The sequence below is a fragment of the Mitsuaria sp. MSU3D genome (assembly GCF_056867975.1).
In genome coordinates this window covers 5,427,267-5,442,078 of record NZ_CP200314.1, presented here as the reverse complement: position 1 = coordinate 5,442,078, position 14,812 = coordinate 5,427,267, and the positions used below count along the sequence as shown (strand labels likewise).

The 14,812-nt window shown below is 71.3% G+C and carries 14 protein-coding genes; all 14 read right to left on the bottom strand.

Features of this window, described 5'->3' with window-relative positions; all coding sequences use genetic code 11:
* Positions 1 to 19: 19 nt before the first annotated feature.
* The 14 genes from AC1VNM_RS23965 to AC1VNM_RS23900 all read right to left on the bottom strand — a co-directional run bounded on the left by AC1VNM_RS23965 (position 20) and on the right by AC1VNM_RS23900 (position 14,806).
* Positions 20 to 1,249 (bottom strand): beta-ketoacyl-ACP synthase, encoded by a 1,230-nt coding sequence (locus AC1VNM_RS23965; protein WP_483108565.1) that lies wholly within the window; start codon positions 1,247 to 1,249, stop codon positions 20 to 22.
* Positions 1,246 to 1,992 carry a 3-oxoacyl-ACP reductase FabG gene (gene fabG / locus AC1VNM_RS23960; protein ID WP_377158305.1) on the bottom strand — a complete coding sequence of 249 codons (747 nt, stop codon included), beginning with the start codon at positions 1,990 to 1,992 and terminating at the stop codon, positions 1,246 to 1,248. The genes AC1VNM_RS23965 and fabG overlap by 4 nt, the downstream gene beginning before the upstream one ends.
* 74 nt (positions 1,993 to 2,066) lie before the next feature.
* Positions 2,067 to 2,615 carry a hotdog family protein gene (locus tag AC1VNM_RS23955; protein ID WP_483108564.1) on the bottom strand — a complete coding sequence of 183 codons (549 nt, stop codon included), beginning with the start codon at positions 2,613 to 2,615 and terminating at the stop codon, positions 2,067 to 2,069.
* Positions 2,608 to 3,804 (bottom strand): beta-ketoacyl-ACP synthase, encoded by a 1,197-nt coding sequence (locus AC1VNM_RS23950; RefSeq protein ID WP_483109323.1) that lies wholly within the window; start codon positions 3,802 to 3,804, stop codon positions 2,608 to 2,610. Before AC1VNM_RS23950 ends, AC1VNM_RS23955 begins: the two co-directional genes overlap by 8 nt.
* A 2-nt stretch (positions 3,805 to 3,806) precedes the next feature.
* Positions 3,807 to 4,475, bottom strand: a complete 669-nt coding sequence (locus tag AC1VNM_RS23945) for a DUF3261 domain-containing protein (RefSeq protein ID WP_483108563.1) — start codon at positions 4,473 to 4,475, stop codon at positions 3,807 to 3,809.
* An 8-nt stretch (positions 4,476 to 4,483) separates the two neighbouring features.
* Positions 4,484 to 5,605: a class I SAM-dependent methyltransferase gene (locus AC1VNM_RS23940; protein WP_377158311.1), complete on the bottom strand. Its 1,122-nt coding sequence runs from the start codon at positions 5,603 to 5,605 to the stop codon at positions 4,484 to 4,486.
* On the bottom strand, positions 5,602 to 8,013 hold the full coding sequence (locus AC1VNM_RS23935) for an MMPL family transporter (protein WP_483108562.1): 2,412 nt from the start codon (positions 8,011 to 8,013) through the stop codon (positions 5,602 to 5,604). The genes AC1VNM_RS23940 and AC1VNM_RS23935 overlap by 4 nt, the downstream gene beginning before the upstream one ends.
* A gap of 7 nt (positions 8,014 to 8,020) precedes the next feature.
* On the bottom strand, positions 8,021 to 8,680 hold the full coding sequence (locus AC1VNM_RS23930) for a LolA family protein (RefSeq protein ID WP_483108561.1): 660 nt from the start codon (positions 8,678 to 8,680) through the stop codon (positions 8,021 to 8,023).
* Between the two features lie 23 nt (positions 8,681 to 8,703).
* Entirely contained in the window at positions 8,704 to 9,168 is a 465-nt protein-coding gene (locus AC1VNM_RS23925; protein WP_483108560.1) for an acyl-CoA thioesterase, read from the bottom strand.
* On the bottom strand, positions 9,158 to 10,714 hold the full coding sequence (locus AC1VNM_RS23920; RefSeq protein WP_483108559.1) for an HAL/PAL/TAL family ammonia-lyase: 1,557 nt from the start codon (positions 10,712 to 10,714) through the stop codon (positions 9,158 to 9,160). The genes AC1VNM_RS23925 and AC1VNM_RS23920 overlap by 11 nt, the downstream gene beginning before the upstream one ends.
* Positions 10,701 to 11,684 (bottom strand): LpxL/LpxP family acyltransferase, encoded by a 984-nt coding sequence (locus AC1VNM_RS23915; protein WP_483108558.1) that lies wholly within the window; start codon positions 11,682 to 11,684, stop codon positions 10,701 to 10,703. The genes AC1VNM_RS23920 and AC1VNM_RS23915 overlap by 14 nt, the downstream gene beginning before the upstream one ends.
* Complete coding sequence (locus tag AC1VNM_RS23910) at positions 11,681 to 12,415, bottom strand: glycosyltransferase family 2 protein (RefSeq protein ID WP_483108557.1); 735 nt, start codon at positions 12,413 to 12,415, stop codon at positions 11,681 to 11,683. Before AC1VNM_RS23910 ends, AC1VNM_RS23915 begins: the two co-directional genes overlap by 4 nt.
* Positions 12,412 to 14,235, bottom strand: a complete 1,824-nt coding sequence (locus AC1VNM_RS23905; RefSeq protein ID WP_483108556.1) for an ApeI family dehydratase — start codon at positions 14,233 to 14,235, stop codon at positions 12,412 to 12,414. The genes AC1VNM_RS23910 and AC1VNM_RS23905 overlap by 4 nt, the downstream gene beginning before the upstream one ends.
* Before the next feature lie 13 nt (positions 14,236 to 14,248).
* On the bottom strand, positions 14,249 to 14,806 hold the full coding sequence (locus AC1VNM_RS23900) for a COG4648 family protein (RefSeq protein WP_483108555.1): 558 nt from the start codon (positions 14,804 to 14,806) through the stop codon (positions 14,249 to 14,251).
* Positions 14,807 to 14,812 lie beyond the last annotated feature (6 nt).

Sequence of the window (14,812 nt, the reverse complement as noted above, 5' to 3'; positions counted from 1 at the left end):
GGGTCCGCAATCGCGGCCCTCAGATCCGGCGGAAGATCAGCGACGTGTTGATGCCGCCGAACGCGAAGTTGTTGCTCATCACGAGGTCGGTCTGCAGCGCGCGGCCGTCGCCGGTCACGTAGTCCAGCTCGCCGCAGCGCGGGTCGACCTCGGTCAGGTTGAGCGTCGGGGCGAACCAGCCCTCGCGCATCATCTCGATGGTCATCCACGCTTCGAGCGCGCCGCACGCGCCCAGCGTGTGGCCCATGTAGCTCTTCAGCGAGGAGATCGCGACCTTCGGCCCGAACACCTCGTTCGTCGCGCGCGACTCGGCCACGTCGCCGTGCTCGGTGGCGGTGCCGTGCGCATTGACGTAGGGGATCGCGGCCGCATCGAGGCCGGCGCTCTCCAGCGCCAGGCGCATCGCCTGCGCCATCGTCGGCGCGTTGGGCTGCGTGACGTGGCAGCCGTCGCTGTTGGTGCCGAAGCCGATCACCTCGGCCAGCATCGTCGCGCCGCGCGCCTTGGCGTGCTCGTAGTCCTCCAGCACGAAGGTGCAGGCGCCCTCGCCCAGCACCAGGCCGTCGCGGTGGACGTCGAAGGGCCGCGGCGTCAGCGACGGGCTGTCGTTGTGCTTGACGCTGGTGGCGAACAGCGTGTCGAAGACCGCCGCCTCGGTGGCGTCGAGTTCCTCCGCGCCGCCGGCCAGCATCGCGACCTGCTGGCCGCTGCGCACCATCTCGTAGGCGTAGCCCAGGCCCTGGCTGCCCGACGTGCAGGCGCTGCTGGTCGTGACGACGCGGCCGGTCAGGCCGAAGGTGACGCCGATGTTCACCGGCGCCGTGTGCGACATCATCTTGATGTAGGTCGTGGCGTTGATGCCCTCGGTGCTCTTCTCCAGCAGCATGCGGCCGAAGTCGCCGATCGCCTTGGGCGTGCCGGCGGAGGATCCGTAGGACACGCCGACCTTGCCGCCCTTGAGCACCGGATCGCCGAGCAGACCGGCCTGCTCGAGCGCCATCTCGCTCGCACGCACCGCCATCAGCGCGACGCGGCCCATGCTGCGCGTGGTCTTGCGGTTGTAGCGGACCGGGTCCAGTTGGAACGGTGCGGCGGGCACGCCGACGCGGGTGTTCAGACCCTCGTACTCGTCCCACTCGTCGATGTGCTGAACGGCATTGCGGCGGCTGCGCAGGTGGGCCAGCACCGAGGCCCAATCGCAGCCCAACGGGCTGATCGCCCCAATGCCCGTGACGACCACGCGCCTCATCCCACCATTCCTCCGTTGACCGAGATCACCTGTCGGGTGATGTAGGCCGCGTCCTTGCCCATCAGGAAGGCCACCGTGGCGGCCACCTCCTCCGGTGTCCCGACGCGTTGCGCCGGGATCAGCTTCATCGCTTCCTCGAGGACCCGCTCGTCCACCATCTCGGTGGCGATCAGGCCGGGCGCGACGCAGTTCACCGTGATCTGCCGGCTGGCCAATTCGACCGCCAGCGCTTTTGTGGCGCCGATGATACCGGCCTTGCTGGCGCTGTAATTGACCTGACCCCGGTTGCCCATGACACCCGACACGGAAGCCAGCGTCACGATGCGACCCGGCTTGCGGCGGCGCACCAGCGGCATCGTCAGCGGGTGCAGCACGTTGTAGAACGCATCCAGGTTGGTGTGGATGACCTGGTCCCAGTCCTCGCCGCTGAGCGCCGGGAAGGCGCCGTCCCGGGCGATGCCGGCGTTGCAGACGACGCCGTAGTAGCAGCCGTGCGCCTCGACATCGGCCAGCAGCGCGGTCGATGCGGCCTCGCGGTCCGCGACGTCGAACTGCAGCACGCGGGCCTGGCGGCCCAGGGCCGTGATCTCGGCGGCGACGGCGTCGGCTTCCTCGACGCGGCTGCGGCAATGCACCACCACGTCGTAGCCGTCGCGCGCCAGGCGCAGCGCCACCGCGCGCCCGATGCCCCGGCTGGAGCCGGTCACCAGGACGGTGTCGTTGGAATCGTTGTTGTTCTTCATGGAGCGGGGTAAGCGTTCTTCTTTGGAATTCTCGTCGGGCGGGCGAGACCTCTTCGGACCTCGTCACGCCATTTTCATGGCGCCATGCCGGCCAGGAAAGCCGCCGGATCAGGCGGCCCGAACACGGTGAGCTGGGCCTGGGCCAGCGGCGGCGCCTCCGGCGAATGCGGCGCATCCCCGGCGAGGTGCACCACGCAGGCGAACTGGCCCAGTCCGTTGTCGGCCTGGAACTCGCGCGCGATCTCGATGCGCAGCGTCTCGCCGGCCTCGAAGCGGGCGCGCGTGCTGCGGTACTTGCGGCAACCGAGCAGCAAACCGATGCGCGGCGCCTCGCCCTGGGCGCGGCCCTGCACACCGGCCCACGCGGCCACGGCCTGCGCCATCAGCTCGATGCCGATCCAGCCGCCGATGCCGGTGCCCTCGCCCTGGCTGTCGTGAAAGAGCTGGTCGCCGTCGAGCACCGCCTCGGCCACCAGACGGTCGCCCTCGCAGGCCAGCACGCGCGTCAGCAGGCTCATGCGACCGGCGTGCGGCACCAGCTCGGCGGCCGGCATCGGGAACACGAGGTCGAAGGCGGCGTCAGACGGATTCGACGGGTTCGACGGGTTCATCGGCTCAGACATCGTGTCGGCTCAGGATCAGCGCGGCATTGCTGCCGCCGAAGGCGAAGGAGTTGCTCAGCACGTGGCGCGGCGGACGGCCCAGGCGCTCGCCCGGCACGGCGAGCCGGATCGCGGGCAGCGCCGGATCGCGGCGGCCATCCCACCAGTGTGGCGCGAGGCGGCCGTCCGGGTTGTCGCGCAGGTGTATCCAGGCGATCGCGGCCTCCAGCGCGCCGGCGGCGCCGAGCGTGTGGCCGGTCAGCGGCTTGGTCGAGCTGCACGGCAGGTCGAGCCCGAACAGCGCCTCGACCGCGCGGCTCTCCATCGCATCGTTCTGCGGCGTGGCCGTGCCGTGGAGGTTGAGGTAATCGATGTCGGACGGCGCCAGGCCGGCCTGCGTCAGCGCGGCGCGCATGGCCGCCAGCGCACCGGTGCCGCCCGGTTCGGGCGCCGAGATGTGATGCGCGTCCGAGGTCTCGCCCCAGCCGGCGAGTCGCACCGGGCCGGGCTCGCGCGTCATCAGGAACAGGGCGGCGGCCTCGCCGATGTTGATGCCCTCGCGGCATTCGCTCATCGGGTTGCAGCGTGCCTCCGCGACCGAGTCCAAGGCCGCGAAACCGGCGACGGTGAAGCGGCACAGCGAGTCCGCGCCACCGCAGACGACCGCGTCGCAGAGGCCGGCGCGCAACAGCCGCGCGGCGCTCGCGAGCGCCTTGGCGCTGGACGAGCAGGCGGTCGAGATCACGTGCCGCGGACCCGCGGCGCCGAGCTCGCGCGCGAGCATCAGCGCGGGCGCGCCGATCTCCTGCTGGCCGACGTGGAAGGACTCGGGGAGTCGAGACCCATCGCCACCGGCCTGCGCCGCGGCGTTCCAGGCCGCCTCGGCCTCGCCGACGCCGGATGTACTGGTCCCCAGCACCACGCCGATGCGACCGGCACCGAAGCGCGCGATCGCGGCGTCCACGGCCGGCCGGATCTGCGCGAGCGCCTCCAGCAGCAGCGCGTTGTTGCGGCTGCGCTCGGCGAGCGGCCGCGCATCGACGGGCGGCAGCGCGGCGTTCACCGCGCCGAGGTGCAGCGTGCGCCCGGGCCAGATCGCCTCGTTCGGCGCGACGCCGCCCGGCGCGTACGCGAAGACGCCCGCGCGCAGCGCGTCGACGCCGCTGCCCAATGCGCAGACGACGCCCAGTTCATGCAGATAGGCGGCCACGCTCATCGGCCGGACTCCAGAGGTCGGGATTCGATCAGGAGCCGATAGTGCTCCCGCTGGTTGGTGATGACGATCCGGCTGTCCCCCGCGAGGTCCCCGGAGACGGCGACATCGACGACCGGGTGTGCGACGTCCGCGCCCGCGATCAGCTCGCGGCGGCCCGGCGTCTCGCGCAGCGTCCAGCCCGGCGGCAGCGCGCCGCGCAACGCGGGCACGGGCCAGTAGACCAGCGTCATGTCGCGCAGCATGCGCTGCTCGTCGACCTCGGCGGGCAGGCGCGGATGGCGCTGCGTCTTCAGCTCGCGGCCGTCCCACTGCATCAGCAGCACGCGCTGGCCGATCGCGAAGGCGGCCAGGCGCAGGCCCTCGCGGTCGATCTCCAGCTGCACGTCGACGACCTGCTGCTCGCGCCCGCTGCCGTCCAGCGGCGTGACCGTGAGCCGCTGGCTCAGGCTCGCGTCGCGCTCGAGCAGCGCAGGGGCCAACCGCAGCATCGGCAGCGGCGTCTCTTCGCTGGCAGGCGCCGAGGCCGACGCCGACGTCGGCGCCGCCGCTCCCGTCGACGCGGCAGCAGGCAGCCGCGAGGACGCGCACCCCGTCATCGCCACCGCGAGCGCGGCGAACACGGCGAACGGGACGAGGAGCGACGCGTGCAGCCCCCTGAGGCTCATCGGACGCATCACGCCTTCGTCAGCCGCATCAGGCTGTGGCAGTAGCCGATGTTGTCGCGCATCGTGACGAGCTTCAGGCCGGCCTGCGCGGCCAGGCGCAGGTAGTCGCCGCTCTGGTAGACCTTGGAGTTGCCGCTGGCCATCGCGGTGAAGTACGGCGAGGTGTTGATCAGGCAGTACGCGGCGATGTCGTAGCGCTGACGGTCCCACAGCGTGTCCAGGATCAGCACCTGGCCGCCGGGCGCCAGCGCGTCGGCCACGCGGCGGAAGATGCTGGCGATCTGCGGCTCGCCGAAGCAGCTCAGGAACTGGCTCATCCAGATGATGTCCATGCCTTCGGGCAACGCGGCGTTGTCGTCGAGCATGTCGCGGCCGTGGAACTTCGCGCGGCCGACGGTGCCGGCCTCGGTCAGCGTGGCGCGGGCCAGTTCGAGTTGCTGCGGCAGGTCCACCAGGTTCAGCTCGAAATCGGCGTTGTAGGCCAGCGCCGCGCGGCTGAACTTGCCGGTGTTGGCGCCGATGTCCATCACGCGCCTGGGCGCGGTGGCGAAGACGTCGGGCAGGATGTCCGGGAACGAGGTGTCGGAGTAGAAGTGGTCGAACTCGAACCAGCTCGTGCGCGCCGGCTCCTGCAGCTGCGACAGGCCTTCGTAGATCGTCGGCCAGGGGCCCAGGTGGGCCAGGCCCAGCGGGCGCTCCTCGTCGAGCGAGCGCTCCAGGTCGAACAGCCCCTGGTAGCAGACGTCCTGGACGAAGTTGATGTTGATCTGCGTGATGCGGTCGCTGATCAGGCAGTAGCCGGTCTTGTCCAGCGTCCAGCGGCCCTGCTTCAGTTCGACGACGCCGGCCGACAGGCAGGACTCCAGCGCGAGCTTGAGCGCGTAGGCGGTCCATCGACCGTCGGCCACCAGCTGTTCCATGCTGAGTCCGGCGTCACCGGCGCCGGCCAGCGTTTCCAGCATGCCGCGCTTCCACGCGTAGCGCACGCATTGGAAGACGACCGGGCCGAAGGCGATCTTCTGGGCCTCGTAGCGCGCGGCGAAGGCGCTCTGCTTGGGCGGGGAGAAGCGCTTGTCGATGGCCTCGGTGGCACCGTGCGCTGCGGTGTCCTGGGTCGCGGTCGTGGTCATGGAGTCCCTTGTGATGAAGGTGGTGTGGGCGCGGTGGCGCCTCTCGGATCGTTGGTCTGGTCCGGGCGCGTGACAGCGTCGGCGTCGGTGCCGGTGTCGGCGTCCGCGGGCATGAAGAGCGGCGTGAGCCACCAGGCGAGCGTGACGCCGACCAGCAGCGTCAGGCCGAAGGCGCGCAGCGCCGGCGTGGTGGACAGCGCCAGCAGGCCGAAGGCCAGCAGCGTGGAGAGCGCGGCCAGGCTCACGGACAGGAAGGGCTGGATCTCGCGGCGGCCCGGTTGTTCGAGCAGGAAGATGCCGTAGTCGACGCCCAGGCCGAGCAGGATGAGCAGCGGCAGCAGGTGGAACAGCGTGACGGGGACGCCCGCCATGCCGAAGACGGCGAGCGTGAGCAGCGTGGCGAGCGAGGTCGGCACCAGCGCCCGCCACGCCCGGCGGCCGAAGCGCGGCATCAGCGCGAGCCACACCAGCAGATGCCCGGCCACCACCATCACGCCGAACAGCGACGCGTAGCGGCCGAGCAGCGCGGAGATCTCGCCGACCTTGTCGACCCAGACCGCGCCGGGGATCTGACCGATCGCCGCGGACAGTCGCGCGGCGTCCAGCGGCGCATCGCCGCCTCGCAGCAGCACGGCGCTGCGCCAAGCACCGTCCGCGCCGCGGCCCAGCCATTGGTGACGCAGCGGTTCCGACACCGCCGACGCGAGCCACGGTGCCGGCAGCAGCGGCGATGCGACGGCGGCGGGCGCGGGCAGCGTCTCGTCGAGCATCGTCGCGAGCGCGCCGTTGATCTCGGCCACACGGCGCGCGATCAGCGCGGCGTCGTCGCGTTGCGCCTGCCGTGACGGCAGCCATTGCGACACCGCCTGCGACTCGACGCCCAGCGCACCGAGGGCCCGCACCACGGCCTCGTCGCGGGTCAGCAGTTGCTCTTCGCTCTCGCCCTCGACGAGCACGAAGCGAGCGACGCCGGGCAGGCCCATCACACGACCGACCTCGCGCTGCTGGTCGATCAGCGCCGCGGGCGCGCTCTGCAGCTGGCGGATGTCGTCGTTGCGCGTGAGCTGATACAGGCCGAGCAGGATGAACATCGACGTGAAGATGATCAGCGTCGACGCCCAGCGGCGCAGTGCGACATGGGGCACGCGGGCGCGCAGGCCGCCGAGCCACAGGCCGAAACGCGTCGGCGGCGCGGCCTCGCCGTCCAGCCACGGGAACCAGAGCATCACGGTCACGAACGCGCCGAGCAGACCGGCCGACGAGAACACCGCGATCTGGCGCAGTCCGGGGAACGGTGCGATGCCGATCAGCGCGTAGGCGATCACCGTCGTCAGCATCGCCAGGCTCACGATCGGCCACTGCCGCCGCAGCATGTCCCAGCGCGCCGCGCGCGGCAGGCCCATGCGGGCGCAGAAGTAGTTGCTGCCGTAGTTCTCCGCGACGCCCAGCAGCGTCGCGCCGAACACCAGCGTGATCAGGTGCAGGCCGCCGAAGAGCGCATGCGTCACCGACACCGCCGCCGCCAGGCCCACGGCCATCGACAGCGTCACCAGCACGCGCGGCCGCAGCGAGCGGAACGCGCACCACGTCAGCAGCACGATGCCGATCAGCGAGCCGACGCCGATGGTGTGGATCTCGCGCTCGGCCTGCGCCGCGGCGGACGCCGCGAACAACGGCACGCCGCCCATCAGCACGCGCGAGTCCGGCACCGCGGTGCGTGCGGCGTCCGCTGCGGCTTCAAGTCGCGCGACCAGCGCGCGCTGCGCCGACACCGCGAAGGCCGGCGCCGTCGATTCGGCCATCAGCACCGCGTAGATCGTGTCGCCGTCGGTCACCGTGAGTCGCCCGTCCTGGACACGCACGCGGCTGATGCCGGCGCGCTCGGCGAGCCAGCGGCCGCGCAGATTCAGCGGGTCCTCGGCCCAGGAGCCGATGCGCGGCAGCCCCACCGGCTGGTGCAACGCGCGCAGCGCCTGCTGGGCGAGCGCTTCGGTCGACTGCGTCTGCAGCGCGCGGCGGTCCGTCTCGGTCAGCAGCGCGGCGCGCCACGGTGCGTAGAAATTGAGCCAGGCGCCCTGCTCGCCCTCGCCGACGCGCCAGCGCAGCGCGACCTCCTTGCCCAGCGCCTCGGCGAACGCGTCGCCCGCACGGCGTGCCTGCGCCGGATCCTTCGTGCCGATCAGCACGACGACGCGTCGCTCGCCCGCATCGGCCAGCGCGCGCGTGGCCGCGGCGACGGCGGGGCGGCGCTCGTCGCGCGGCAGCATCGCGAGCACGTCGCTGTCCAGCACGCCGGCCGGTCGCGTCCACAGCCACGCCTGGTGCGCCGCGATGACGAGCACCACCGCCAGCCACAGCCAGGCAAGCAGGCGGTGACCGCGCGGAGGACGCGACGCGAGGGCGGTCATGCGGCGATCAGTCGAAGAGCCGCGCGCCGCCCTCGGGGGCGGATTCGCGCAGATTGGAGAAGGCGATGCGCGTGATGTCGCCGCCGGCCTCGACCAGCTCGACCGCGCGCACGTGCGTGTCGCCGCTGAGCGCCAGACGCTGCAGGACTTGCAACCACGCCGCCTGGCGCGGACGCAGATCCAGCTTCCAAGCGGCGGTGCCGGTCAACTCGCCCTCCATTGAGAAGAGCTTGGAGAGCGCGCCCACATCGCCGCCGAGCAGGGCGAACATCATCTCGTTGACCAGCCGCAGCGCGGGCTCGCGCTGGGCGTCCATCCGCATCGCCGTCGCGCCGCCCTGGCTGGCGCGGATCTCGTCTCGCGTCAGGCGCAGCTCGCTCTCGAACGGCGTGCGCGTGTGCCACAGCACGCCGCGGCCGCGCGCCACGACGAAGTCGCCGCGCGAGACCACCGGCTTCTTGAATCCGGGCACCTGCTTCGATTGCTCGAAATCGCCGCGCAGCCACTCGGGCTGACGCAGACGCGACTGCACGCCCTTCATCAGCGCGGCTTCATCGGTCGCAGCCAGCGCCGAAGTCGGCAACACGAAGGCGAAGGCCGACAGCGCGCCGACGGCGAGCAGTCGGCGACGGATCGGATCGACGCTCGTCGTGCCCATCTTGTGCATCGTGTCCATCCTGGTCATCGCCGTCATGCCGGGCGCACGCCCAGCTTGTCCCAAAGGATCCGCGGGCACACGTACTGCATCTGCCGCGACGCGATCTCCAGCGCGACCTGGATCGTGTAGGCCTTGTTGAGCACGCGGCCCGTCGCGGCGTTGCGCACCTGGTACTCGATCTTCAGGCGGTTCTCCCACTCGACGATCTCGGCGCGGATGCGCACCGCCTGGCCGTACTCGACCATGCCGACGTACTTCAGCCGGATGTCCACGATCGGCCACGCGTAGCCGGACGCCCGCATCTGGGGATAGTCGTAGTCGAACTTCTGCAGCAGCGCGCACCGCGCGAGCTCCAGATACTTGACGTAGTGGCCGTGCCAGACGACCTCCATGAGATCGATGTCATGGAACGCCGGCGAGAGCTCGATCTCGTGGCTGAGGTCCGGCGGGCTGTTGTCGGCACGGTCGAAACCGCTGCCGTCGGCGTCAATCGTCATGGAGCCTCCACTGCCGCTCGCGCAGCGCGTGCACCAGCGCGAGCAGTTCGCGATCGAGCGCGCGGTCTTCCTCGATGAGTGGGATGCGGGCCGAAAGCTCCTCGAACATCGCGGCGGCGCCGGTGCCCAGCGCCAGCGGTTCCGGCTGCAGGAGCGCGCGCAGCGCGAGGCCCTGGCGGGCGGCGATCAGCATGGCGGCGACGACCTGCTCGGACAGCTCCAGCACGCGCAGGCAGTCGCGCGCGGCGATCGTGCCCATGCTGACCTTGTCCTGGTTGTGGCACTCGGTCGAACGGCTGAAGACCGAGGCCGGCATCGTCTGCTTGAGGGCCTCGGCGGTCCAGGCCGACACGCTGATCTGCAGCGCCTTCAGGCCGTGGTTGATCGCGGCGCGCTCACCGGACGCACCCGACAGGTTGGACGGCAGACCGTGGTTGTAGCGCGTGTCCACCAGCAGCGCGAGCTGGCGGTCCAGCAGATCGGCGACGTTGGCCACGGCGTTCTTCAAGGTGTCCATGGCCAACGCGATGTGACCGCCGTAGAAATGGCCCCCGTGCAGCACGCGCTCGTTCTCGGCGTCGATCAGCGGGTTGTCGTTGGCGCTGTTGAGCTCGTTCTCGATCAGCTGGCGCAGGAAGGGCAGCGCGTCCTCGAGGACACCGATGACGTGCGGCGCGCAGCGCAGCGAGTAGCGGTCCTGCAGGCGATGCGAGTTGCGGCTCGGCGCGTCGACGGCCAGATCGGCGCGCAGCCGCGCGGCGATCTTCTGCTGGCCCGGATGCGGCTTGGCGGCGAACAGCGTCTCGTCGAAGTGGTGCGCGTTGCCGGCGCTGGCGACGACGTTCATCGCCGTCAGGCGCGTGGCCATGCGGTTCAGGTAGTCGGCGCGCGTCCACGCGAGGCAGGCCAGGCCCGTCATGACGGCCGTGCCGTTCATGATCGCGAGGCCCTCCTTCGGGCGCAGTTTGTGCGGGGTCAGGCCGATGGCCTTCAGCGCGTCGGCGGCAGCCATGCGCTCGCCGCGCCACATCACCTCGCGCTCGCCGCACAGCACGGCGGCGACGTAGGACAGCGGCGTCAGGTCGCCGCTCGCGCCGACCGACCCTTCCGACGGGATCAGCGGCAGCACGTCGTGGCGCAGCAGCTGCTCCAGGCCTTGCAGCAGCTCCAGGCTCACGCCCGACATGCCCTGCGCCAGCGAGTTCAGCCGCGCGGCCAGGACGGCGCGCGTCTGCTCGGCCGTGAGGTAGGCGCCGGCGCCGCAGCCGTGGTACGTGTACAGGTGGTGCGGGAGTTCCGTGACGAGGTGCGGCGGAATCACGACGGTGCAGGAATCGCCGTAGCCGGTCGTGACGCCGTAGATGACGCCGTCCTCGGCCAGCAGGCGGGCGACGAAGTCGGCGCCCGCGCGGATGCGCGCCTGGAAGGCGGCATCGGTGGACAGGCGCGCCTCGGCGCGGCGCTCCGCGATCGCGGCGACGTCCTCGATGCGCAGCGGGCCGCCGTCGAAGATCACGGTGGGCAGCAGGGTCTCAGGACTCGACATCGGGTTGATTCCAGAACGGGAAGAAGTTGAACCAGTCATGCGGCGAGCGCCGCAGGCAACGCGTCAGCGCCGCGACGTAGGCGAGCGCCGGATCGGTCATCGCGCGCTCGCGGTCGCCGCGCGGCAGGGCGATGCGATCGGCCAGGCGCTCGAAGCGCAGCGCATAGCCGCGGCCCTCGTGCACGCAGCCCATGAAGAAGAGCGGGCACTTGAGCAGCCCGGCGATCAGGTACGGCCCGATGGGGAAGCGCGCCGGCTCGCCCAGGAAGGGCAGCGTCAGCGTGCGGCCGCTGTTGACCGGCACGCGGTCGCCGGCGATGACGACGCACTCGCCGGCCGAGATGCGCTCGGCCAGCTGCATCGCCAGCGCGGGATCGATGCCGGTCACCTCGATCAGGCGCACGCTGGCGCCTTCCGCGATGGCGTCGGCGCCCTGGAGCCGGTCGAGGATGCGGTTGAAGCTCTGCGCGTGGCGCGTGTGCACCAGCACGTTGAGACGCAGGCCGGGCATCCGGCCGGCAAGCGCGCGGCACAGCTCCAGGCAGCCGATATGGGCCGTCGCGAGCACCAGGCCCTGCCCGGTACGCAGCTGCGCGAGGACCTCGTCCTTGCCGTCGACGCTGACGCGCTCCGCCGGATAGCGGCCGGCCATCGCCAGCAGCTTGTCGAGCATCGTGTCGGCGAACAGCGCGACATGCGCGAGGCTGTCCCGCCAGGTCGGCGCCGGGCGGCCGGCGACGGCATGCACGCGGCGCAGATAGTCGAGGCTGTCACGGCGCAGCGCGGGCCGGCTCAGCCAGTGCACGAACACCACGGGGAACATCGCCGCGCGGAACAGCCATCGTCCCGCCACGCGATGCACCGCGTAGAGCAGCCAGATGCCGGCGACGAAGGTCGTCTCGCCGAACTGGGCCCAATGGCGCGGTGCGTCGGCGGGACCCGACCCGGAGGCGGCGTGCGGATCGCTCACGGGGCCACCTTGCGCCACAGCAGCAGCGGCAGGCGCGGCAGCATGCCGAAGAACAGCCGCGTGTGCATCCACGAGATCAGCAGGTTGTCCCGCAGCGCGCGGAAGTGCGAGACGCCATCCTCGGGATAACGCACGCGGGTCGGCACGTTGCGCACGCGCACGCCGTCCCAGACCAGGCGCACGGCGATCTCGACATCGAAGTCCATGCGTCGGCCGATGCGCGTGCGCGTCAGCCGCGCCACCGTCGGCGCCAGCGGATAGACGCGGAAGCCGCACATCGAGTCCTTCACCGCGAAGGACAGCGTGTTGATCCAGACCCAGACGTGCGTCGCATAGCGGCCGTAGAGCCGCCCCTTGGGCACCGACGCGTCGTAGACGGGGCAGCCGCAGATGAAGTGATCGGGGAAGTCCTCGGATTCGGCCAGGAAACGCGGCAGATCGCCGACGTCGTGCTGGCCGTCGGCGTCGATCTGCAGCGCGTGGGTGAAGCCCAGTCGTTGTGCTTGCGTCAGCCCGGCGATCATCGCGCCGCCCTTGCCCTGGTTCACCGCGAGGCGCAGCAGGCGGACCTCGGCATCGGCGGCGGACAAGGCATCGAGCACGGCGGCACAGCCGGGTTCGCTGCCGTCGTCGACCAGCAACACCGGCAGCCCCTGGGCGCGCAGGGCCTGCACGACGCCGCCCACCGGACCGCCGTGGTTGTAGACGGGCACGACGGCCGTGAGGCTCATGCGGTCGCTCCCTGCAGGCGGATCTTTCCGGCGGCGTGAGCGCCGGCGGCCGAGCGATAGCTGAAGCTCAGCAGCGGCGCGGTGAACGCGAGCGTGAGCTCCACCGTCATCCCGGGCGCGATGACCTGCTGGAACTTGAGGTTGTCGATGCCGGCGAAATCCGCCTGCCCCGCGGCCTGACCCGCCGGCGGCAAGGGCAGCCACTCGCGCGCCAAGAGCATCACCCAGTCGAGCTGCGCGACACCGGGAAGGATGGGATGGCCGGGGAAGTGACCGTCGAATTGCGGCAAGGTCGCATCGACGCTGAGGCGCAACGTGACTTCGTTGGCCGACCGCGCCAGCAACCGCACCCCCGGCCGTCGCGGGTCGAAGAGCCGCGTCAGCGCGGCCACCGTGATCTTGCCCTGCGCGTTCACCGGCAGCTGCGAGAGGAAGCGCCAACGCCGCGGCAGCGCGATGCGCTCCAGGTGCGGCGCGAGCCGGTCCCTGAGCTTTTGCGCGAATGCGGCCTTGCCGTGCTCGTCGTGCTCGGCCCAGCCGGCGTCGTTGAGCTGCACGGCGACGGCGAGCTGCTCGCGCGCGCCGGGCTCCAGCACGAAGACGCGCAGGTCCTCGATCCAGCCGCTGTCGCGCAGCACCGTCTCGATCGTCTGCAGCGACACGCGCTTGCCTTCGATCTTCACGATGCGGTCGGCACGGCCCAGCAGCTCGAAACCGTCGGCGGTGAGGCGCACGCGATCGGCGCTCTCGAACCATTCGGCGGGATCGGGCAAGTGGTGCGATCGGATGCGCAGCGTGCCGGACTCGTCAGCCTGCCACTCGATGCCGGGCAGCGCGGTCCAGGTCGTCGGTGCGCCGACGTCGCGCTGGCGCCAGGCCACGCCGCCGGTCTCGCTGCTGCCGTAGACCTCCAGCGGCGCCTGGCCGAAGAGGCGGCGGCAATCGGGCACGGCCTCTTCGGGCAGCGGACCGCCGGACGAGAAGATCAGCGCCAGATGGGCGGCCTCGACTGGAGGCGCGCTGTCGGCGGGCGGCAGACGCTTCAGGTGCGCCGGGCTGGCGACGACGGCGAAGCGCGGGCCCGCATGCAGAGCGGCGAGCAGGGTCTCGATGTAGGGCAGGCGCTCGGCATGCAGCACGCGGCCCGCGGCCAGCGGCCACAGCACCCGATACAGCAGGCCGTAGATGTGCTGGTGGGACACGAGGCCCAGGATCTCGGCGCCATCGAGGCGGGCGCCGAAGGCCTGCTCCAGCGCGTCGACCTCGGCGAAGAGCTCGCGCAGCCGCTTCGGGATCGCGCCTGGCTGGCCGGTGCTGCCGGAAGTGAAGATGACGAGCCGTTCGGCCTCGGCATCGAGCGGCTCGAAGGTCCGGTCGTCGGGCGTCGCGGCGGCCTCGATGCGCGTCAGCGCAGCGTCTGCGACATTCATGGCGCCTGCGGCCGGCGCCGACATCGCCGTCGTCGATGCATCGCTCGCCAGCGCGCTCACGCACCCTCGCAGCGCCTGCAGCGTCGCGGGCTGGAGGTCACCCGGCAGCCACGCCGTGCCGCCCACGGCCCAGAGGCCGAACAGCGCAGCGGAGAATTCGACGGTGTCCTCGAAGTGCAGCGCCACGTGCGGCGCACCCGAGGTGCCACTCGACAAGCCCACCGCTGCGTCTGCATGGCCTCGATCCAGCGCCGCGAAAGCGGCCGCCCAACGGCGCGTCCGTGCGTGGAAGCCGGCCTCGTCCACCAGCCCGCCCGCACGGCGGGCCACCGGTCGACCGGGGCGCGGAGGCGCGCTCATCAGCGCGCACAGGGTCTTCAGCAAGCTCATGGAGGAGGAAGGATCAGGTCTGGACCGCGTCGCGCCGACGCACCCACAGGCGCACCAGGTACTCGCCGCCCATCAGCAGTCCGATCAGCACGTAGGACACCAGACCGTTGTACAGCGCCCAGACCTTGTCGTCGGCCCAGAGCGCCGTCGCCAGGGCGATGCCGCCGTTCATCACGAAGAACCCGCACCAGACCTGGGTGACACGGCGCGTGTAGCGTTGGCCGCGTTCATCGAGATCGGGCTCCGTCAAGCGCGCCAGGCGTTCGACGATCGGCGGACCGTGCCACAGGCTCACGCCGAACAGCCCCAGCAGCCCGGCATTCACCAGCACCGGATAGAGCTTGAGCGGCAGGCTCTGGTTCATCAGCGCGGCCGCGCCGGCGAGCAGCGCGGCGCCGGCGGCGCTCCACCACCAGAGACGGGCCTCGGCGCTGCCGCGACGGGCGAGCGCGCGCAACGCGGCCAGCGCCGCCAGCAGCAGCGCGAGGTCGCGCGGCTGGGCATGCGCCAGACCGAGATACACGAGCAGGGGATAGGCCGCCGTCAGCAACCACAACACGGCGCGGGCCATGGAGAC

Bases quoted from the DNA above. Each gene is read 5' to 3' on its own strand.
- AC1VNM_RS23935 (WP_483108562.1), bottom strand. From the start codon at position 8,013: ATGACCGCCCTCGCGTCGCGTCCTCCGCGCGGTCACCGCCTGCTTGCC.
- AC1VNM_RS23965 (WP_483108565.1), bottom strand. From the start codon at position 1,249: ATGAGGCGCGTGGTCGTCACGGGCATTGGGGCGATCAGCCCGTTGGGC.
- AC1VNM_RS23940 (WP_377158311.1), bottom strand. From the start codon at position 5,605: ATGACCACGACCGCGACCCAGGACACCGCAGCGCACGGTGCCACCGAG.
- AC1VNM_RS23900 (WP_483108555.1), bottom strand. From the start codon at position 14,806: ATGGCCCGCGCCGTGTTGTGGTTGCTGACGGCGGCCTATCCCCTGCTC.
- AC1VNM_RS23925 (WP_483108560.1), bottom strand. From the start codon at position 9,168: ATGACGATTGACGCCGACGGCAGCGGTTTCGACCGTGCCGACAACAGC.
- AC1VNM_RS23910 (WP_483108557.1), bottom strand. From the start codon at position 12,415: ATGAGCCTCACGGCCGTCGTGCCCGTCTACAACCACGGCGGTCCGGTG.
- AC1VNM_RS23920 (WP_483108559.1), bottom strand. From the start codon at position 10,714: ATGTCGAGTCCTGAGACCCTGCTGCCCACCGTGATCTTCGACGGCGGC.
- AC1VNM_RS23945 (WP_483108563.1), bottom strand. From the start codon at position 4,475: ATGAGCCTCAGGGGGCTGCACGCGTCGCTCCTCGTCCCGTTCGCCGTG.
- AC1VNM_RS23905 (WP_483108556.1), bottom strand. From the start codon at position 14,235: ATGAGCTTGCTGAAGACCCTGTGCGCGCTGATGAGCGCGCCTCCGCGC.
- fabG (WP_377158305.1), bottom strand. From the start codon at position 1,992: ATGAAGAACAACAACGATTCCAACGACACCGTCCTGGTGACCGGCTCC.
- AC1VNM_RS23955 (WP_483108564.1), bottom strand. From the start codon at position 2,615: ATGTCTGAGCCGATGAACCCGTCGAACCCGTCGAATCCGTCTGACGCC.
- AC1VNM_RS23930 (WP_483108561.1), bottom strand. From the start codon at position 8,680: ATGCACAAGATGGGCACGACGAGCGTCGATCCGATCCGTCGCCGACTG.